We start from the raw sequence: 18,774 nt of genomic DNA on the forward strand, positions 1-18,774 counted from the left end.
AGCGGAACGTGACTGCGGATGATACCTGCTAACGCCCCTTCGACGCAGCCGACACCATGGCAGGTGCAGTGGCGCGAGGCCGTGCGCGAACCGGCGGAATTGCTGGCGGCCCTCGGGCTGGAGCGGCTGTCGGATCGCCTTGCGGTAGGCGGCACCCGGCAGTTCCCGCTGCGTGTCCCCCGGCACTTCCTCGCCCGCATGCGCCACGGCGACGCCGACGACCCGCTGCTGCGGCAGGTGCTGCCGCTCGATGCCGAGGACCAGCCGGCAGCGGGCTTCGGCCTGGACGCGGTCGGCGACCTCGACGCCCGGGCCGCGCCCGGCCTGCTGCACAAGTACGAGGGGCGTGCCCTGCTGGTCGCGACGGGAAGCTGCGCGATCCACTGCCGCTACTGTTTCCGGCGCCACTTCCCCTATGCCGAGGAGACCGCGGCGGCAAACCAGTGGTCCGGGGCACTCGACCACCTGCGCCGCGCCCCGGACATCGAGGAGGTGCTGCTGTCCGGCGGTGATCCGCTGTCGCTGTCGACCGCCAAGCTCAGGCAGTTCACCGACGCCCTGTCCGGGATCGGGCACGTGAAGCGCCTGCGGCTGCACACCCGGTTGCCGATCGTCCTGCCGGCCCGGATCGACGCGCCGTTGCTGGACTGGATCGCCGGCCTCGCCCAGCAATGCATCGTGGTGGTCCACGCCAACCACCCCAACGAGATCGATCGCGACGTCACCAGCGCACTGACCGCGCTGCGCGAGGCTGGCGCGACGGTACTCAACCAGGCGGTGTTGCTGCGCGGGGTCAACGACGACGTGGAGTCGCTGGCCGGGCTTTCCCTGGCCCTGTTCGAATCCGGCACCCTGCCCTACTACCTGCACCAGCTCGACCGGGTGGCCGGCGTCGCCCACTTCGAAGTCGACGATGCCCGCGCGCTGCAGCTGGTCGAAGCCCTGCGCACGCGGCTTCCGGGCTATCTGGTCCCCAAGCTGGTACGCGAGGTGGCCGGGGCCGGCAGCAAGCTGCCTTTGTGAACCCGGTCAAGCGTTTCCGCCCCAAACCTGCGATAGTTTCGAACATCACCCCCCGTGGCGCACGGCGCCTCTGATACGAAAGGGATTGGCAGATGCCTGCAAGCGACTCGGTCATCCGACTGCTTCTGATCGGCGACCGCATCGACGATGCGGAACACCTGATCAGCCAACTGCGCAACGGCGGCATGGCCGTGCGTCCGCAACGCCCCGAGAGCCTCGACGAACTCAGGCAGATACTCTCCGGCAGCGGCTCGGACCTCGTGCTGGCCGACTTCTCGAGCGAGCAGATGCCCTTCGCCGAGGTGGCCGAAGCCGTGGCCGCCAGCGGCAAGGACATTTCGCTGCTGGCAACGATGGCCCGGCTCGAGGAGGCCCACTACCTCGCCGCGATCGACGCCGGTGCGCGCGGCGTGGTGCTGCAGTCGCAGCCGCGGCAGTTGCAGTTCAAGGTGCGCGCGGAATTCGACGCCCTGCAGGACCGGCGCGGCCTGCGCCGCCTGGAATCCTCGCTGCGCGAGACCGAGCGCCGCTGCGACGCCCTGATCGACTCCTCCCGCGAACCCATCGCCTACCTGCACGAGGGCATGCACATCCGTGCCAACGAGGCCTACCTGGAAATGTTCGGGCTGGAGTCGTTCGAGGATGTCGAGGGCCTGTCGGTGCTGGACATGATCGCCCCGGGACACACCGACAGCTTCAAGCAGGTGCTCAAGCGCCTGGGCAAGGGCGAGCAGCCACCGCGCTCGCTCGAGCTGGTCGCGCAACGACCTGACGGGACGAACTTCGACGCCGTCATGGAATTCACCCAGGCCAGCTGGGAGGGCGAGCCGTGCCTGCAGGTGGTGTTCCGCCAGCAGATGCTCGACGCCGACGTGGCCAGGGAGCTTGATGAGCTGCGCCAGCGCGACCAGGTGACCGGTCTGTTCAATCGCCAGTACTTCCTCGGCGAGCTGGAGAACGCCGTCACGGCCGCGGCCCAGGGTCGAGGCGACCAGTCGCTGATGCTGATCGAACCGGACAACTACACCAACCTGCTGGCCGACATCGGACTGGCCCACACCGACGAACTGCTGCGTGGCTTCGGCGAGCGCGTGCGTCTGTCGCTCGACGAATCCGCCGTGGTCGCGCGCTTCAGCGACCACGGCCTCGCGGTGCTGCTGACCGGCTGCGACTATCCCAACAGCGAAGATCGCGCGCACAAGGTCCTGGAGGGCTTCCGCAACCACATCATCGAGGCTGGCGACCGTTCGCTGAACCTCACCGTCAGCATCGGCGGCGTGCAGATCGGCGAGAAGATCGCCAGCGTCCAGCAGGTGCTGGCCAAGGCCGGCCAGTGCCTTGCGTCGTCGCAGTCGGTGGGCGGCAACCACACCGAGATCTTCGATCCCGCTGCGCGTGACCGGGCCGAGGAGGAACGCATCCGCGGCTGGGTGCAGCGCATCAAGGACGCACTCGAGAAGGGGGGGTTCCTGCTGCACTACCAGCCGGTGGTCAGCCTCCAGGGCGCACCGGGCGAGCACTACGAAGTGTTCCTGCGCATGCGCGTGGGCAACGGCGAGGTGATGCCCCCGCTGAGTTTCCTGCCCATCGCCGAGGAACACGGACTGCTGCAGGACATCGACCGCTGGGTGGTGCAGCGCGCCGCCGAAGTGCTGGCCGAGCGCAACGCCGCGGGGCGTGACACGACGTTGTTCATCAAGCTCTCCAGCACGTCGCTCGCAGAGCCCACCACCGGCGAGTTCATCGGCAAGGCCCTGGCGTCGCACGGGGTGGAAGGCCGCCATCTGGTCGTGGAGCTGCCTGAAACCAAGGTCTTCACCAACCTCAAGACGGCCCAGGACCTGCAGAAGTCGCTCAAGTCGTTCGGTTGCAGGGTCGCGCTGGAACAGTTCGGCTCCGGGCTCAACTCGTTCCAGTTGCTGACGCACTTCGACCCGGAATTCCTGAAGATCGACCGCAGCTTCATGGATGAACTGGCGAAGAACCCCGACAACCAGAAGCGGATCCGCGAGATCGCGGACAAGGCGCGTGACGCCGGCAAGCAGACGATCGCCGAATTCGTCCAGGACGCGGGCAGCATGAGCGTGCTGTTCTCGTGCGGGGTCGACTTCGTCGAGGGGCACTTCCTCGCGGCAGCCGGTCCGGAGATGAGCTACGAGTTCGGCTGACCCGATCGCCGTTCCTTCCCGACCCTGCTCGGGACATGAAAAAGCCCGCCATCCGGCGGGCTTTTTCGTTCATGCGCTCACCAGACTCAACCGTTGCGCAGCGCCGCGATACGCTCCGACAGCGGCGGGTGGCTCATGAACAACCGCTTCATGCCGCCCGAGACCCGGCCGGAAATCCCGAATGCCTCGACCGACTCCGGCAGCGTGCTCTGGCCGTAGCTCTTGCCCAGGCGCTCCAGCGCCGAAATCATCTTCTCGCGACTGGCGAGCTTCGCGCCTCCGGCATCGGCACGGAACTCGCGGTGGCGGGAAAACGCCATCGCGATGATGGACGCGAGGACACCCAGCACGATCTGGGCAAGGATGACCGTGATCCAGTACCCGGGCCCATAACCGCGGTCGTTCTTGAACACGACGCGATCGACGATGCCGCCGATGATGCGCGAGAGGAAGATCACGAACGTATTGAGCACGCCCTGCAGCAGCGTCATCGTGACCATGTCGCCATTGGCGACGTGGCTGACTTCGTGCGCCAGCACCGCCTCGACCTCGTCGCGGCTCATGTCGCGCATCAGGCCCGTCGAGACGGCGACCAGGGAATTGTTGCGGCTGGGGCCGGTCGCGAATGCGTTCATCTCCGGCGCGTCGTAGATCGCCACCTCCGGCATCTTGATGCCGGCCATGTCGGCCTGCCGCTTCACGGTCGACAGCAACCAGGACTCGATCTCGTTGCGCGGCTGGCCGATCACATGCGCCTTGGTGGAGCGCTTGGCCACCCACTTGGACATGGCCAGCGAGATGAACGCGCCACCGAAGCCGAACACCGCGGCGATGACCAGCAGGCCGAGGTAGCCGTCGAGCTCAAGGCCAAACTGCGACTGCAGGATGGCGAGGACGATACCCAGGACGAGCAGGATGGCGAAATTGGTCGCGACGAGCAGGAAGACTCGTTTCATGGCGGCCTGGACTCCTGAAAGGGGGAAGGATGGGGTAAGGAATGGATGCAAATTAGCAGATGGGGTGTTGGATACTTGTTTCAATCTCTCCGGAACGCAATTCCCCCGATGAGCCCGACTCCCAGCTACCGGGGCCGCTTCGCGCCCTCGCCGACCGGCCCCCTGCACCTGGGCTCGCTGCTGGCCGCACTGGGCAGCTGGCTGCTTGCCCGGCAGGCCGGGGGCACCTGGCTGGTGCGCATCGAAGACCTCGACCCGCCGCGTGAAGTTCCCGGAGCCGCGGCGCTGCAGTTGTCGACACTGGCCGCTTTCGGGTTGCGATCCGACGAAGCGGTCGTCTACCAGAGCACGCGTTCAGCGCTCTACCAGGCCGCCCTCGACCAGCTCCTCGGGCAGGGTGACGCCTTTCCCTGCCGCTGCTCGCGGCGTGACCTCGAGCCCTTCGGCGGGGTGCATCGCCGATGCGTCGCCAAGCCGTCCGGCCAGCACGAGGCGATCCGCCTGCGCGTTCCCGACGGCGAGACGTGCTTTGTCGACCTGCTGCAGGGTCGCTTGTGCCAGGACGTGGGCCGCGAGGTCGGGGATGTCGTGATCCGGCGTGCAGACGGCTTCTGGGCCTACCAGCTGGCGATGGTGGTGGACGATGCGCAACAGGGCATCACCGACGTGGTGCGTGGCATGGACCTGGTCGACTCCACCCAGCGGCAGGTCCTGCTGCAGCGCTTCCTGGGCCTGCCGACACCGCGGCACCTGCACCTGCCGCTGGTCACCGACGCGGGTGGCGCGAAGCTGTCGAAATCGCTGGCCGCCCTGCCGGTGGACCCCGGCGACCCGATGCCGGCACTGGCCCGCGTCTGGGTGTTGCTGGGCCAGGACCCGGCACGGATTGCGCTGCATGGGTCGGCCGATGCCGTGCTGCAGCGCATGGCATCGAGTTTCGACGCCTCGGCGCTGCCCCGCGGGCCGGTCGCCCGCGTCATCACGCCGCCGTGAACGGGACGCTACACTCAGGCCTGACCTTCGACCCGCAAACCGTCCTGGGAGGGACCTCACCATGAGCAAACGCATTGCACTGGTCACCGGTGGCACCGGCGGCATCGGTACGGCCATCGTCCGCCGCCTGGCCCAGATGGGCCATCAGGTGGCGACGAACTTCCGCAACGAGGAGAAGGCCCTGGCCTGGCAGAAGGCCCTGGCCGACGACGGCATCCAGGCCACGATCGTCCCCGGGGACGTGGCCAGCCCGGAGGCTGCGCGCGAGATGGTCGAGGCGGTCGAGAAGTCACTCGGACCGGTCGACATCCTGGTCAACAACGCCGGCATCACCCGCGACACGACCTTCCATCGCATGAGCGCCGAGCAATGGCACGAGGTCATCAACACCAACCTCAACTCCTGTTTCAACGTCACCCGTCCGGTCATCGAGGGCATGCGGGCACGCAAGTGGGGCCGCATCGTCCAGATCGCCTCGATCAATGGCCAGAAGGGCCAGTACGGGCAGGCCAACTACGCCGCGGCGAAGGCGGGCATGCACGGATTCACCATCTCGCTGGCGCAGGAAAACGCGCGTTTCGGCATCACCGTCAACACCGTGTCCCCGGGCTACATCGCCACCGACATGGTCATGGCCGTTCCCGAGGAAGTGCGCGAGAAGATCATCGCGCAGATCCCGACCGGGCGCCTGGGCAAGCCCGATGAAATCGCCTATGCGGTGGGTTTCTTCGTGCCCGAGGAGGCGGCCTGGATCACCGGCGCGAACCTGTCGGCGAACGGTGGCCAGTACATGGGCTGGTAGCGGTTTAGAGCTTGCACTCCAAAAACCCCTGCGCCATGCTGCAAGGCACCAGACCGCAGGGGTTTTTGCCGCATGGCACAAGTGCGCATCATCAAGAAGTATCCGAACCGCCGCCTCTACGACACCGAGATTTCCAGCTACATCACGTTGGAAGACGTGCGCCAGCTGATCGTCGATGGCGAGTCCTTCGAGGTGCGCGACGCCCGGTCCGGCAACGACATCACCCGCTCGGTCCTGCTGCAGATCATCGCCGAGCACGAGCAGGACGGGCAGCCGATGCTGTCGACGGAACTGCTCAGCCAGATCATCCGCTTCTACGGCGACTCGCTGCAGGGCTTCATGGGCAGCTACCTCGAGCGCAGCATGCAGCTGTTCCTGGACCAGCAGCAGCAGTTCCGCAGCCAGCTCAACAGCATGCTCGGCAAGACCCCGTTCGCCATGCTCAACCAGCTCACCGAGCGCAACATGGACCTGTGGCGCGAGCTGCAGTCGGGGTTGATCGACAAGATGGGGACCTCCCAGGACGCTCCGGGGGAGGTTCGCGAGAAGCCCGCCACCGGCACCGGCAAGCGCCGCTGAGCCCCTTGCGCCAGGGCCGGCGCCAAGAGCGCGATGCCCGGGTTGATGCGCCGCATCACCTGCTGCCCTGCACCAACCCAACCATCAGGAATCCCCTATGAACCCACCTGTCGCCCTGGTGACCGGAGGCTTGGGCGGCCTCGGCACCACGATCTGCCAGCAACTCGCCCGCGACCACCTGGTGGTGGCCGTGGACCTTGCGTCGGACGCAGCGCGAGTTGACGCGTGGCGCGCGCGCGATGGCCACGAAGGCATCGAGTTCATCGCCTGCGACGTCACCGACGATGCGGCATGCGCCGCGCTGGCGAAGGACGTGCAGGCACGACACGGAGGCATCCGGACGCTGGTCAATGCGGCGGGCATCACCCGCGATGCCACCCTGCGCAAGCTGGAGCCCGAGCACTGGGAGGACGTGATCCGCGTGAACCTTGGCGGTGCGTACCACATGAGCCGACACGTGCTGGAAGGCATGCTGGCGCGTGGCGAAGGGCGCATCGTCAACATCGGCTCGATCAATGGACAGACCGGGCAGTTCGGGCAGACCAATTACGCAGCAGCCAAGGCCGGACTGCACGGATTCACGATGTCGCTGGCCCGCGAGACCGCCAGCAAGGGCATCACGGTGAATACCGTGTCGCCCGGGTATATCGACACCGAGATGACCCGGGCCATCCGCGAGGACATCCGCGAGAGGATCGTCTCCTCCATTCCGGTCGGCCGCATCGGCCAGCCCGAAGACATCGCGCGCGTGGTCTCGTTCCTTTGCGGACCGGGCAGCGACTACATCACCGGTGCCAACATCCCGGTCAATGGCGGCTTGTTCATGAGTTTCTGAATGCATTCGGCGGGCCCATGGCCCGCCGAATGCGTTGCACTACTGCTTCCTGCTGGCCGCTAGAACTCGCGCACCACCCGGAAGCCCAGGCGTGGGTTGGTCGAGCCCGGCTGGGCCGACAGGCGGAATGCCGAGCGCACCTGGCTCGGGGCACTGGCCCACGACGCCCCTCGAATCACGCGGCGGGCGCAACCCGGGTTCACCCAGGCGCTGCCGTCGGTCGGGGCCCGCTGGTAATTGTCGTGCCAGCAGTCCTCCACCCACTCCGACGTGTTGCCGATCATGTTGTAGAGCCCGAATGCATTCGCCTCGTAGGTGCGCACGGGGGCAGGACCCCAGTGCCCGTCGGAGTAGTCGCTGAAGGCATTCGACCAGTTGCGGCGGGTAACAGAACGATCGCCGTCGCCGGTCAGGTTGCCAAGCACCCGCGGCGGTTGGGCGCCATCGCCCCACGGATAGGCCGTCTGGCCTCCCGCACGCAGGGCGTACTCGTACTCGGCTTCGGTCGGCAGGCGGTAGCGCTGGCCTGTCTCGCGCGCCAGCCAATCCACGTAGGCCTTGGCATCGTTCCAGGACACGTGGATGACGGGAAGGTCGTTGGACGCGCGCTCACCGAGGTGATCGTGCTGCCAGTTGACCCCCGTCTTTTCGCCGATGCTGCCGGTGGACTCGTCGTACACCGTCGCGCGTCCCGCCTGCTGGGCACTGGTGACGTAGCCGGTCGCGTTGATGAACTGCCGGAACTCGCCCACGGTGATCTCGGTCTGGGACATCGCGAAACCGCGCGAGAGCCGTACCTGGAACTGGGGCCCCTCGTTGGCGGTGCGGTCACGCTCGTTCGCGGGCGAGCCCATCATGAACGTGCCCAGCGGAATCACGACCAGCGCCGGACCTTCGCCGCCGGAGGCGATCGGATCGGTGAGCACGTCGCCCGGGCTGAAGTTGGCGTAGTTGCGTGCGTTGTCCAGGCGTGTGCGCAGCGATTCGACATTGCGCCCGTCCAGCGACACGCCATCGAGCTGCGCCAGCTGGCGCTCGGCCTCGTCGTAGTCGCCGGCATCGATGGCGGACTCGATGCTGGCCTCGATGCTGGCCGCGCGTTGTTCGCGTTGGGCGACGATGCGCGCGCCGGCGTCCTGCGCGGCGCTCGACCCCGGCACCACCTCCCCGGCCTGTGCCAGGAGGCGATCGGCAGCAGCGAAGTCGCCCGCTTCAGCGGCTTGCGCCGCCTGCGCCACCAGCGCGGCCTCGACCTGCTCCAGTCCTGAGCGGGCAGCTGCACTGCCTGGATCCGCCGCCAGGAGCGCGCGATAGATTTCCACCGCATTGTTGCCTTCGGGCGCGACCAACCGTCCCTCGGCGATGTGCTGCTGCGCGGTAGCCAGCTGCTGGGCGTGCTCACGCCCCGCCGAGATCTTCGTCGAAAGCGCCTGGGCCGCGGCGGTCTGGCCACGATGGCGGTTGGCCATCGCCGAAAGCCGGGCTGCCTCGTCGAAGCGCCCGGCAGCCACGGCCGCCTCACCTCGTGCAACGATCTGGGCCACCGCCCGGTCGATGCCGCTGCGTGCACCATCGTTGTTCGGGCTCAGTGTCAGTGCCCGGCTGTAGAACGCGATCGCTCCGCCGGCTGAATCCTCCGGACGCCCCGCAGCGAGCGCCTGGTCACCGCGCTGCACCAGCTCACGCGCCTCTTCGGCCGGCGTCATGCTCAGGTCCGGCGCCCACTCCTCCTCCTGCGACGTCGCGTCGACGAGACGACGGCGCAACGCGGGCGCGTCGGATGCCTCCTCGGCCGTTGTTTCCGGCGGCGGCGCGTCCTGCGCAGCCGCGTGGGCGATGCCGCCCAGACCCATCGATGCCAGCGCAACGCCGGCCCCCAGTGCCATGACGACAAACCCGCCCGACAGCGTCGGCTTCGTGCCATGCTTTCCAGATGAAGCGAACTCCCCCGATACAGCGAACATAGACCACTTCCCCCTGAAGTCGGTGTCCCGACAAAGTGGCTTCAACTTAGGCGAATGCATTGATGGCTGCAACACATCCTTCACACCCCGCCAGGCAGTGGATCGACGATCCTGCCGCGCTGCGCAACACGCTCGCGCAATGGGCCGACCAGCCGGTCGTGGGCGTGGACACCGAATTTGTGCGCGAGCGCACGTTCTGGCCCCAGGTGGCCCTCGTGCAGTTGTCGGTCCCGGGCCAGGTGCTGCTGGTCGACCCCCTCGTGCCCGGCATGCCCGGGGAGCTGGTTCCACTGCTCCGGGACCCGGGAAAGCTCAAGGTCATGCACAGCGCCAGCGAGGACCTGCAGGTGTTCAAGACCGCCTGCGACGCCGTGCCCAGCCCCTTGTTCGACACCCAGGTGGCCGCCGCCCTGGCAGGCCTCGGCACCGGCGTGGGCTACCAGAAGCTGGTGGCCTCCCTGACCGGCACCGAACTGGAGAAGGGTGAAACCCGCTCCAACTGGCTGCTGCGCCCGCTCAGCGAGCGCCAGCTGGATTACGCCGCCGACGACGTGACCCACCTGCACGAGTTGCATGGGCAGCTCTCCGGGCGACTGGAGGAGCTGGGCCGCCAGGGGTGGCTTCAGGAGGACTGCGCGCGCGCCGTGGCTGCCGCCGATGCCGACGCACGCGACCCGTGGCCACACCTGTCGATGCGCAGTGCCCAGACCCTGGATGCCGAGGGGCAGGCCCGGCTGCGGCGCCTGCTGGTGTGGCGCGATGAGCAGGCGCGGCGGGCCGATCGGCCGCGCAGCTGGATCATCGACAACGAGCTGGTCGTGACGCTGGCCCGTCGCGTCCCTGTCGACCAGGCGGCCTTCGCGCGCCTGCTCGACGGCCAGGCACGCTCGCCCCGGCAGTTGCGCGGCCCGCTCTGGGAGGTGGCCAGCGCCCCGCTGGAGGACAGCGACCGCGAGCTCCCCCTCGCGCCCGCCCAGGACGCCAGCCAGCGTGCGCTGGTCAAGCGCCTGCAGGAGCGCGTGGCGGGCGTGGCCGAAGCGGCAGGCATTCCAGACGGCGTCCTGGCCTCGCGGCGGCAGATCGAGCTGCTGCTGGCCACGGGGGATTGGGACGCTGCGTTCGGCGGCTGGCGACGCGAACTCCTGGAACCGGCCCTCGCCGCGGAGATCGCGTCCGGGGGCTAGCGTTGCACGGCCGCTACCGCTATCATCTCCGGCTTCGTGGGGCGGTAGCTCAGCTGGGAGAGCGTCGCGTTCGCAATGCGAAGGTCGGGAGTTCGATCCTCCTCCGCTCCACCACGACAACGAAGGACACCCGCGGCCTGCGCCGCACGGTGTACCGACACGGCAGCGGCGCCTTCGGGCGCCGTTTCCGTTTGTGCACACGGTCCCTCCGGACCCCTCGTCCGGGCGGCCCAGCGGTTACAATGCCGCAGTTCACCGGCCCCGTAGCTCAGCTGGATAGAGCGTCCCCCTCCTAAGGGGAAGGTCGCAGGTTCGAATCCTGCCGGGGTCGCCATGCTTTGCGCCGCACGATGCGGCGAATCGAACAGGAGTTCCCATGACCCACGCAGTACTTTCCGCCCTCGGCCTCGGCAACGAGGAGTCCGGCACCTATCTCGGCCAGGGCGAGTGGTCCAAGACCCGCGACGCCGGCGTGATCGAGCCGACCGACCCGAGCACCGGCGAGGTGCTGGCCAAGGTCCATGCGTCCAGCGAGGCCGACTACGAGAAGATCGTCGAGCGCGCCCGCGAATCCTTCAAGGTGTGGCGCACCACCCCGGCCCCGCGCCGCGGCGAGGCGATCCGCCTGTGCGCGAACGCGCTGCGCGAGAACAAGGACGCGCTGGGTTCCCTGGTCTCGCTGGAGATGGGCAAGATCAAGCCCGAGGGCGATGGCGAGGTCCAGGAGATGATCGACATCGCCGACTTCGCCGTCGGCCTGTCGCGCCAGCTCTACGGCCTGACCATGCATTCCGAGCGCCCGGGCCACCGCATGTACGAGCAGTACCACCCGCTCGGCGTGGTCGGCATCATCTCCGCGTTCAACTTCCCGGTCGCGGTGTGGAGCTGGAACGCGTTCATCGCGGCGGTGTGCGGAGACATCTGCATCTGGAAGCCGTCGCCGAAGACCCCGCTGACCGCGATCGCGTCGATGAAGATCTGCAACGACGCCCTGCGCGAGGCCGGCTTCCCGGACATCTTCTTCCTGTTCAACGACGCCGGCACCGAGCTGGCGCAGAAGTTCGTGGACGACAAGCGCATCGGGCTGATCAGCTTCACCGGTTCGACCGCCGTGGGCCGCAAGGTCGGCGAGCGCGTCGCCGCGCGCATGGGTCGTTCGCTGCTGGAGCTGGGCGGCAACAACGCGATGATCGTGGACGAATCCGCGGACATGAAACTGGCGATCCCGGCGATCGTGTTCGGCGCGGTCGGCACCGCGGGCCAGCGCTGCACCTCGACCCGGCGCCTGTTCGTGCACGAGAAGGTGCACGACGAGATCGTCGAGAAGCTGGTGTCGGCCTACAAGCAGGTCGAGGGCAAGATCGGCGACCCCAATGCGGCAGGCACGCTGATGGGCCCGCTGATCGACGACGCCTCGGTGCAGCGCTACCTGGGTGCGATCGAGAAGGCGAAGGCGGCCGGCGGCGAAGTGCGGGCCGGCGGCGAGGCGATGACCGACCGCAAGGGCCACTTCGTGAAGCCCACGATCATCACTGGCGTGCCGAACAGCCACGAAGTGATCCAGACCGAGACCTTCGCCCCGATCCTCTACGTGGTGCCGTTCAAGGACATCGACGAGGCGATCGAGATGCAGAACGACGTGCCGCAGGGCCTGTCCTCGGCGATGTTCACGATGAACATGCGCGTGGCCGAGCAGTTCCTGTCCGCGGCCGGCTCCGACTGCGGCATCGCCAACGTCAACATCGGCACCTCCGGCGCCGAGATCGGCGGGGCGTTCGGCGGCGAGAAGGAGACCGGTGGTGGCCGGGAATCCGGCTCGGATGCGTGGAAGGTGTACATGCGCCGGCAAACCAATACGATCAACTACTCCGACGCGCTGCCGCTGGCCCAGGGCATCAAGTTCGACCTCTGACCCCGGAGCCGTCCCCGCGATGAACATGCCACGACCACCCTCCACCAATACCCTCGCGATCGTCAGCCTGGTCTTCGGGATCCTCGCGTGGACCGTGGTGCCCCTGGTGGGTGCGATCGTGGCGATCATCACCGGGCACATGGCCCGCGGCGAGCTGCGCGTCAGCATGCCGGCGGGCCACGAGACCGGCGACGGCCTGGCCGTCGCGGCCTGGTCCTCGGATGGCTGCAGCTGGTGCTGCTGGTGATGGCGTTCTTCGCCGTCATCTTCATCTTCGGGTCGCTCGCGGCCCTGGCCGCGATCTTCAGCTGACCCATGTACGCCCTCGCCCGCCCGTTCCTGTTCCGGCTCGACGCCGAGCAGGCGCACCACGCTGCGATGCGGGCCATCGAGGCGGCCTACCGCAGCGGCCTCAATCCGCTGCTCTCGCGTCGTCCCGAGCCGATGCCGGTCAAGGCGTTCGGGCTGGAGTTCCCCAACCCGGTCGGACTCGCCGCGGGGCTGGACAAGAACGGCACCCACATCGACGCCCTGTTCGCGCTCGGCTTCGGATTCGTCGAGATCGGCACCACCACGCCGCGCGCCCAGGAGGGCAATCCCAAGCCGCGCATGTTCCGGCTCCCCGAGCACCAGGCGGTGATCAACCGGCTGGGCTTCAACAACGACGGCGTCGATGCGCTGGTCGCCAACGTCGAGCGCGCCCGACGCAGCGGACCGGGCCTGCTGGGCATCAACATCGGCAAGAACCGCGACACCCCCAACGAGAATGCGGTCGACGACTACCTGCACTGCCTGCGCAAGGTCTATCCGGTCGCGGACTACGTCACCGTCAACATCTCCTCGCCCAACACGGCCGGGCTGCGCGACCTGCAGCAGGAGGAGATGTTGTGGAACTTCATCTCCACGCTGCGCGAGTCGCAGGAGGACCTGGCCGCCGAATTCGGTGAGCGGCGACCGATGCTGGTGAAGATCGCGCCGGACCTGGCCGAGGAGGAGATCGACCGGATCGCGGAGATCATGAACCTGGCCCGGGTCGACGGCGTGATCGCCACCAACACCACGATCGAACGCCAGGCCGTGGCCGGGCACCGCCATGCGTCCGAAGCCGGCGGCTTGTCGGGCAAGCCCCTGTATGCGCGCTCCACCGCGGTGCTGCGCCGCCTGCGCAGCAAGCTCAACGAGAACATCCCGATCATCGGGGTGGGCGGCATCCTCAGCGGCGCCGACGCCGCCGGCAAGCTGGCGGCGGGTGCCAGCCTGGTGCAGGTCTATACCGGCATGGTCTACCGCGGTCCGGGCCTGGTGTACGAAGCCGTGGAGGCCGTGCGCCGACGCCGTGAAGCGCCGTCACGGGGATGAGCGGCTACACCCTGACCGAAAACGCCCCGCTGACCGGTCGCAACACGTTCCGGGTGCCCGTGCGAGCGCAGTTGCTCGCCGAGGTGCGCCAAGTATCGGCGCTGGAGGAACTGTTTTCCTTCCCGATGTTGCGCGATGGACCGGTGCTGGTGCTGGGCGAAGGCAGCAACCTGCTCCTGGTCGCGGATGTCCCCGGCGTCGTGGTCAGCCTGGCGATGCACGGCATCACGATCCTGGAAAGCGACGACACGAGTGCGCTTGTACGTGCCGAGGCCGGCGTCTCCTGGAACGACTTCGTGCAGTACACGCTGGGCCACGGGCTCGCCGGCCTGGAGAACCTGTCGCTGATCCCGGGCACGGTGGGCGCCGCCCCGATCCAGAACATCGGCGCCTACGGGGTCGAGGTCGCAGAATTCATCGAGACCGTGGAGGCGTTCGACCGCGTGCATCTCGCGCTGGAACGGCTGGGGCGCGGACAATGCCGCTTTGGCTACCGCGACAGCCTGTTCAAGCAGGAGGCCGGGCGCTGGGTGGTCACCGCGGTTGAGTTCCGGCTGCCGCGCCACGCCGAGCCACGCCTGGCCTATGCCGGCATCCGCGAGGAGCTTGCGGCGATGGACGTGGGGCAGCCCCGCCCCTCGCAGGTCGCCGAAGCCGTGATCCGGCTGCGCACCCGCAAACTGCCCAATCCGGCTTTGATCGGCAACGCCGGCAGCTTCTTCAAGAACCCGGTCGTGTCGCAGCACACCGCGGAGCGGCTCGCGGCGGAGAACCCGACCCTGCCCGTGTTCCCTTCCGGCAGCGCGGGCCAGGCCAAGCTTTCCGCGGCCTGGCTGATCGAGGCGTGTGGCTGGAAGGGCCACCGCGACGGCGACGCCGGCATCTCCGACCAGCACGCGCTGGTCCTGGTGAACCACGGACATGCCTCGGGACGCGAATTGCTCGCCCTGGCGCGCAAGGTCGCCGCCTCCGTGTCGGCACGCTTCGGCATCGAGCTCGAACCCGAGCCCCGGATCATCGGTGCCGACCCCGACGCCAGGTGGTCGTGATCAACTCCAGCGCCGGTGACAAGGCGGCCCGCGACATCTGGCACGCGATCGGCCTGATGACCGCCAGCGCGGTGTTCTTCGGCATCATGGCGGTGACGATCCGCCTGGCATCGGCGCAACTGCACCCGTTCGAGATCGCCTTCTTCCGCAACGTGTTCGGGTTCGCGTTCGCGCTGCCGCTGCTCTTGCGGCATGGGCCGAGACTGCTGCAAACGGCGAAACTGCCGCTGTACTTCACCCGCTGCCTGATCGGCATCGCCTCGATGCTGGCCGGGTTCTGGGCGATCGTGAACCTGCCGCTGGCCCAGGCCATCTCGCTGTCGTACTCCACGCCGCTGTTCGTGACGATCCTGGCGGTCCTGCTGCTGGGCGAGGTGGTCCGCGCCCGGCGCTGGAGCGCAGTGCTGGTCGGATTCATCGGGGTCATCGTCATCCTGCGGCCGTTCGGGGGCGACTTCACCCTCGGCATGCTGGTGGCGCTGTTCGCCGCGGCGATGAGTGCGGCGGTGGCGGTGAGCATCAAGTTTCTCTCGCGCACCGAACACCCGGACGCGATCGTCATCTACACCAGCCTGCTGTGGATCCCGATGTCGCTGGTACCGGCACTGCTGGTCTGGGAGACACCGGTGGGCATCACCTGGCTGTGGATCATCCTGGCAGGTGCGCTGGGTACGGCCGGACACATGTGCTGGACCCGCGCGTTCAGGCTGGGCGATGCCTCGCTGCTCACGCCGGTGAGCTTCCTGCAGCTGCCCGTGGTCGCCGTGCTGGCATGGCTGCTGTTCGGCGAGGGGGTGGATCGCTACACCGCGATCGGTGCGGCGATCGTGTTCGGTGCCAACGCCTACATCGCGCACCGCGAATCGCAACTGGCCCGGCGCGCCGTCACCGACCCCGAAATCGCCCCGGAGACACCCAACCCGCGCTAGCCGGGCCGAGGCTCAGTCCCGATCGCGCCCGCCGTAGCGACGATCGACGTAGTCGTCGATGACCTCGACGAATGCCTCGGCGATGTTCTCGCCCTTCAGCGTCATCGCCTTCTCGCCGTCGATGAACACCGGGGCGGACGGGGCCTCCCCGGTGCCGGGCAGCGAGATGCCGATGTCGGCGTGCCTGCTCTCGCCCGGCCCGTTCACCACGCATCCCATCACCGCCAGTGACAGGTTCTCGGCGCCCGGATGGCTGATGCGCCACTGCGGCATCTTCTCGCGGACGTGTGCCTGCACCTTCTGCGCCAGGACCTGGAAGAACTCCGAGGTCGTCCGGCCACAGCCCGGGCAGGCCGTGACCAGCGGGGTGAACGCCCGCAGGCCCATTGTCTGCAACAGTTCCTGAGCCACCACCACTTCGGCGGTGCGCGACTGCCCCGGCTCCGGGGTCAGGGAGATGCGGATCGTGTCGCCGATGCCTTCCTGCATCAGCACCGCCAGTGCAGCGGTTGAGGCCACGATGCCCTTGGAGCCCATGCCGGCCTCGGTCAGGCCCAGGTGCAGTGCGTAGTCGGAACGACGCGCCAGGTCGCGGTAGACCGCGATGAGCTCCTGCACGCCGCTGACCTTCGCACTGAGCACGATGCGATCACGGGCCAGGCCCAGTTCCTCGGCGCGGGCGGCCGATTCGAGCGCCGACACCACCAGTGCCTCGCGCAACACCCGGCCGGCGTCCCAGGGCTCCCGGCGCGCGGCGTTTTCGTCCATCAGCCGTGTGGCCAGGGCCTGGTCGAGCGAACCCCAGTTCACACCGATGCGCACGGGCTTGCCATGCCGCACGGCCGTTTCGACGATCTTGGAGAACTGCTGGTCCTTCTTCTTGCCGAAGCCCACGTTGCCGGGATTGATGCGGTACTTCGCCAGGGCCTCGGCACAGGCGGGCTCGCGCTCGAGCAACTGGTGGCCGTTGTAGTGGAAATCCCCGACGATCGGCACGCTGATGCCCATCATCTGCAGGCGATCGACGATCCGCGGGACTGCGGCGGCAGCCTCGGGCGTGTTGACCGTCACCCGCACCAGCTCCGAACCCGCGCGCCACAACTGCGCCACCTGCCGCGTGGTGGACTCCACGTCGGCCGTGTCGGTGTTGGTCATCGACTGCACCACGACCGGGGCCTGGCCACCGATGGCCACGCCGGAGACATCCACCGCCACGGTACGGCGCCGCGGGCGCGAACCAAAACTGCTGTCGCTCATTCGATCCTCTCGGGGCGGGCTCAGCGCTCCGCCACCTCGTCCAGTATCAGGTATTCGCCGGCACGCGAAACGGTCCCCAGGGCCATGGCTTCCTCGTCTGCCTCGCCCTCGGCGAGGGACAATGCCAGCCGTTCGACCTGGCCGGACGGCCGGTCCACCAGCGAAACCACGAAGCGGCCGCGCTCATGCTCCTCGTCCTGCGCCGTCACCAGTTCAACGGCGCGCACCGCCGAGTGGGCCTGGTCGGCGGCACTTGGAGGCTGCAGCGCCACCGGCCACGCCCGACGCGAGAGCAGCTCGACGCCGACGATCACGCCGCCGCCATCGTCATAGCGCAGCCAGCGCACCACGCCGACCAGCCAGTCGCGTGGCAACCCGGCCAGCGTCGGGGCCTGCCGCCAGGACAGCCCGACAAGTTCGCCCACGCGTGCACGCACCAGTCCTTCATCGCGCACCCCGAGACGATAGCCCCCGAGGCTCTGGTCGAGCACCTCCGCACGCACGAGCGGCGCGCGCGCGGCATCGGCACCCGACTGGGCCCAGCCTGCGCGGTCGCTGACCTGGATGACGTGTTCACGCGCCTGGCGGACGAACTCGTCGAAATCACGGCCTGAAAGATGGAAATGCAGACCCGCCAGGCCGATGACGATCTCCAGCTCGTGTCCGCCGGGCAGTCGCTCGTGCCGTCGTGCGGAGCGTTGTCCGAACGCGCGGCGAAGCTGCTGGAGCATCGACATGGGTACCTGGTGCAGGGAACGGCCGCGTCCCAGGCCGACCACCGACGCGGGGTCCCCGTCGTACTGGTCGATCGCGTTGGCCACGTCGTCCTGGTAGGCGGCGAACGACAGGTGCAGCCACTGCGCCGGGTCATCCACCAGCCCGCCCGGCCCCCGGTCGGCGTCGACCGGCACCGGTGCGATCCACTGGCCGCCGTCCTCGTCCTTGCCTGCCGGGGACAACGAACACAGCGGCGCATAGCTCGCACTCAACCGCCACAGGAGTGCCTGGTCGTCCTGGTCGAAAGCGTAGGGGTTGGCCAGCGCCACCAGCAGGCTGCGAACCAGGTGTGTCCGCGTGGTGCGGGCATGCTCCGAGGAGGGCTGGGCGGGCTCCTTGTCGGCCACCGACACCGATTCGGCGAAGTGGTGGGTGCGGTACAGGCCCAGCCAGGCGCCGTGCGCCGGTGTGCGATACGTGGCCCACGCCACGGAAAGCGCTTCGCAATAGTGGTGGCTGGCGCGCTCCAGCGCGCTGACCACGCGCCCGGAACGCAGCATCGGCAAGCCGCCGTTCGACGAGCACATCCCACCCGCCGCACGCCGGCAGGCGTCTGCCAGGTGGCGGTGCAGGGCCTCGACCTGGCGTGCGGCCGCCACGCCTGCCGGCGGCAACGGCAGCGGAACGCCGAGGAAGCGTCGCGACACCAGCGCGATGACCTCCAGCACCGGGCCACGCAGTGCTTCCGCTGCCGCCCATCGATCGGCACCGGAGACGCCTTCGCGCGTGGCCAGGTCGACCAGTGCCTGCTGCAACTGGTCGAGGGCGACATCGGGATTGGCCCACGGAAGTTCGCCCAGCCAGGTCTTGAGCTTGCGAAGTTCCCGCGGCAAGCCACTGCCCGCCTCCGGCTTCTCGGCGGCAGGCCCCAGATCGAGCAGTCGGCGATGGCTTTCGCTCATGGAATCTCCTTGCAGGAGCCCGATTCTAGCGCGGTCGGCACGGCCACCGTTCATCGTGCCAACTTGCCGCCTGCGCCCCACCCCG

Annotated in this window: 16 protein-coding genes and 2 tRNA genes; 14 read left to right on the top strand and 4 right to left on the bottom strand. The window is 68.2% G+C overall.

Features of this window, described 5'->3' with window-relative positions:
- Positions 1-18 precede the first annotated feature (18 nt).
- The gene (gene epmB, locus FU658_RS01605) at positions 19-1,023 is read left to right on the top strand and encodes an EF-P beta-lysylation protein EpmB (RefSeq protein ID WP_147890497.1); all 1,005 of its coding nucleotides are present in this window, start codon (positions 19-21) and stop codon (positions 1,021-1,023) included.
- Positions 1,024-1,115: 92 nt separating this feature from the next.
- On the top strand, positions 1,116-3,191 hold the full coding sequence (locus FU658_RS01610) for an EAL domain-containing protein (RefSeq protein WP_147890498.1): 2,076 nt from the start codon (positions 1,116-1,118) through the stop codon (positions 3,189-3,191).
- Positions 3,192-3,277: 86 nt separating this feature from the next.
- On the opposite strand, the gene htpX is transcribed toward FU658_RS01610, so the two are convergent.
- A complete protein-coding gene (gene htpX / locus FU658_RS01615) occupies positions 3,278-4,147 on the bottom strand; it encodes a protease HtpX (protein ID WP_147890499.1) in 870 nt (289 codons plus the stop codon).
- Between the two features lie 108 nt (positions 4,148-4,255).
- Here htpX and gluQRS point away from each other — a divergent pair, with 108 nt between their 5' ends.
- The 4 genes from gluQRS (at position 4,256) to phbB (FU658_RS01635) (ending at position 7,356) form a co-directional block, all read left to right on the top strand.
- Entirely contained in the window at positions 4,256-5,140 is an 885-nt protein-coding gene (gene gluQRS, locus FU658_RS01620) for a tRNA glutamyl-Q(34) synthetase GluQRS (protein ID WP_147890500.1), read from the top strand.
- 61 nt (positions 5,141-5,201) lie between these two features.
- Positions 5,202-5,942, top strand: a complete 741-nt coding sequence (phbB, locus tag FU658_RS01625; RefSeq protein WP_147890501.1) for an acetoacetyl-CoA reductase — start codon at positions 5,202-5,204, stop codon at positions 5,940-5,942.
- Positions 5,943-6,014: 72 nt separating this feature from the next.
- Positions 6,015-6,521: a polyhydroxyalkanoate synthesis repressor PhaR gene (phaR, locus tag FU658_RS01630; protein WP_147890502.1), complete on the top strand. Its 507-nt coding sequence runs from the start codon at positions 6,015-6,017 to the stop codon at positions 6,519-6,521.
- A 97-nt stretch (positions 6,522-6,618) separates the two neighbouring features.
- Positions 6,619-7,356: an acetoacetyl-CoA reductase gene (gene phbB / locus FU658_RS01635; protein ID WP_147890503.1), complete on the top strand. Its 738-nt coding sequence runs from the start codon at positions 6,619-6,621 to the stop codon at positions 7,354-7,356.
- A gap of 59 nt (positions 7,357-7,415) precedes the next feature.
- Here phbB (FU658_RS01635) and FU658_RS01640 read toward each other — a convergent pair whose 3' ends face one another.
- Entirely contained in the window at positions 7,416-9,320 is a 1,905-nt protein-coding gene (locus FU658_RS01640; protein WP_147890504.1) for a formylglycine-generating enzyme family protein, read from the bottom strand.
- Positions 9,321-9,382: 62 nt separating this feature from the next.
- Here FU658_RS01640 and rnd point away from each other — a divergent pair, with 62 nt between their 5' ends.
- From rnd to FU658_RS01680, 8 genes are all read left to right on the top strand, one after another.
- Positions 9,383-10,504 carry a ribonuclease D gene (rnd, locus tag FU658_RS01645; protein WP_147890505.1) on the top strand — a complete coding sequence of 374 codons (1,122 nt, stop codon included), beginning with the start codon at positions 9,383-9,385 and terminating at the stop codon, positions 10,502-10,504.
- Between the two features lie 38 nt (positions 10,505-10,542).
- Positions 10,543-10,618 (top strand) — tRNA-Ala (locus tag FU658_RS01650).
- A gap of 143 nt (positions 10,619-10,761) precedes the next feature.
- Positions 10,762-10,838, top strand: a tRNA-Arg gene (locus FU658_RS01655).
- Between the two features lie 42 nt (positions 10,839-10,880).
- Positions 10,881-12,416, top strand: a complete 1,536-nt coding sequence (amaB, locus tag FU658_RS01660; RefSeq protein ID WP_147890506.1) for an L-piperidine-6-carboxylate dehydrogenase — start codon at positions 10,881-10,883, stop codon at positions 12,414-12,416.
- A gap of 19 nt (positions 12,417-12,435) precedes the next feature.
- Positions 12,436-12,663, top strand: coding sequence for a DUF4190 domain-containing protein (locus FU658_RS01665; protein WP_321167721.1), 228 nt, complete (start codon positions 12,436-12,438; stop codon positions 12,661-12,663).
- A 68-nt stretch (positions 12,664-12,731) separates the two neighbouring features.
- Positions 12,732-13,775, top strand: coding sequence for a quinone-dependent dihydroorotate dehydrogenase (locus FU658_RS01670; RefSeq protein WP_147890507.1), 1,044 nt, complete (start codon positions 12,732-12,734; stop codon positions 13,773-13,775).
- Positions 13,772-14,824: a UDP-N-acetylmuramate dehydrogenase gene (murB, locus tag FU658_RS01675; protein WP_147890508.1), complete on the top strand. Its 1,053-nt coding sequence runs from the start codon at positions 13,772-13,774 to the stop codon at positions 14,822-14,824. The genes FU658_RS01670 and murB overlap by 4 nt, the downstream gene beginning before the upstream one ends.
- Positions 14,825-14,880: 56 nt before the next feature.
- Positions 14,881-15,753 (top strand): DMT family transporter, encoded by an 873-nt coding sequence (locus FU658_RS01680; protein WP_147890724.1) that lies wholly within the window; start codon positions 14,881-14,883, stop codon positions 15,751-15,753.
- 12 nt (positions 15,754-15,765) lie between these two features.
- On the opposite strand, the gene ispG is transcribed toward FU658_RS01680, so the two are convergent.
- Together ispG and FU658_RS01690 are read right to left on the bottom strand one after the other, a co-directional pair.
- A complete protein-coding gene (gene ispG, locus FU658_RS01685) occupies positions 15,766-17,010 on the bottom strand; it encodes a flavodoxin-dependent (E)-4-hydroxy-3-methylbut-2-enyl-diphosphate synthase (protein ID WP_147890509.1) in 1,245 nt (414 codons plus the stop codon).
- A 20-nt stretch (positions 17,011-17,030) separates the two neighbouring features.
- Entirely contained in the window at positions 17,031-18,689 is a 1,659-nt protein-coding gene (locus tag FU658_RS01690; protein WP_147890510.1) for a hypothetical protein, read from the bottom strand.
- Positions 18,690-18,774: the final 85 nt, after the last annotated feature.

Origin of the sequence: Alkalisalibacterium limincola, from assembly GCF_008017755.1 — a bacterium.
Classification (GTDB): domain Bacteria; phylum Pseudomonadota; class Gammaproteobacteria; order Xanthomonadales; family Xanthomonadaceae; genus Alkalisalibacterium; species Alkalisalibacterium limincola.

Bases quoted from the DNA above. Each gene is read 5' to 3' on its own strand.
- htpX (WP_147890499.1), bottom strand. From the start codon at position 4,147: ATGAAACGAGTCTTCCTGCTCGTCGCGACCAATTTCGCCATCCTGCTC.
- FU658_RS01640 (WP_147890504.1), bottom strand. From the start codon at position 9,320: ATGTTCGCTGTATCGGGGGAGTTCGCTTCATCTGGAAAGCATGGCACG.
- FU658_RS01610 (WP_147890498.1), top strand. From the start codon at position 1,116: ATGCCTGCAAGCGACTCGGTCATCCGACTGCTTCTGATCGGCGACCGC.
- amaB (WP_147890506.1), top strand. From the start codon at position 10,881: ATGACCCACGCAGTACTTTCCGCCCTCGGCCTCGGCAACGAGGAGTCC.
- epmB (WP_147890497.1), top strand. From the start codon at position 19: ATGATACCTGCTAACGCCCCTTCGACGCAGCCGACACCATGGCAGGTG.
- ispG (WP_147890509.1), bottom strand. From the start codon at position 17,010: ATGAGCGACAGCAGTTTTGGTTCGCGCCCGCGGCGCCGTACCGTGGCG.
- FU658_RS01690 (WP_147890510.1), bottom strand. From the start codon at position 18,689: ATGAGCGAAAGCCATCGCCGACTGCTCGATCTGGGGCCTGCCGCCGAG.
- rnd (WP_147890505.1), top strand. From the start codon at position 9,383: ATGGCTGCAACACATCCTTCACACCCCGCCAGGCAGTGGATCGACGAT.
- gluQRS (WP_147890500.1), top strand. From the start codon at position 4,256: ATGAGCCCGACTCCCAGCTACCGGGGCCGCTTCGCGCCCTCGCCGACC.
- phaR (WP_147890502.1), top strand. From the start codon at position 6,015: ATGGCACAAGTGCGCATCATCAAGAAGTATCCGAACCGCCGCCTCTAC.
- FU658_RS01670 (WP_147890507.1), top strand. From the start codon at position 12,732: ATGTACGCCCTCGCCCGCCCGTTCCTGTTCCGGCTCGACGCCGAGCAG.
- FU658_RS01665 (WP_321167721.1), top strand. From the start codon at position 12,436: ATGAACATGCCACGACCACCCTCCACCAATACCCTCGCGATCGTCAGC.
- FU658_RS01680 (WP_147890724.1), top strand. From the start codon at position 14,881: ATGACCGCCAGCGCGGTGTTCTTCGGCATCATGGCGGTGACGATCCGC.
- phbB (WP_147890503.1), top strand. From the start codon at position 6,619: ATGAACCCACCTGTCGCCCTGGTGACCGGAGGCTTGGGCGGCCTCGGC.
- phbB (WP_147890501.1), top strand. From the start codon at position 5,202: ATGAGCAAACGCATTGCACTGGTCACCGGTGGCACCGGCGGCATCGGT.
- murB (WP_147890508.1), top strand. From the start codon at position 13,772: ATGAGCGGCTACACCCTGACCGAAAACGCCCCGCTGACCGGTCGCAAC.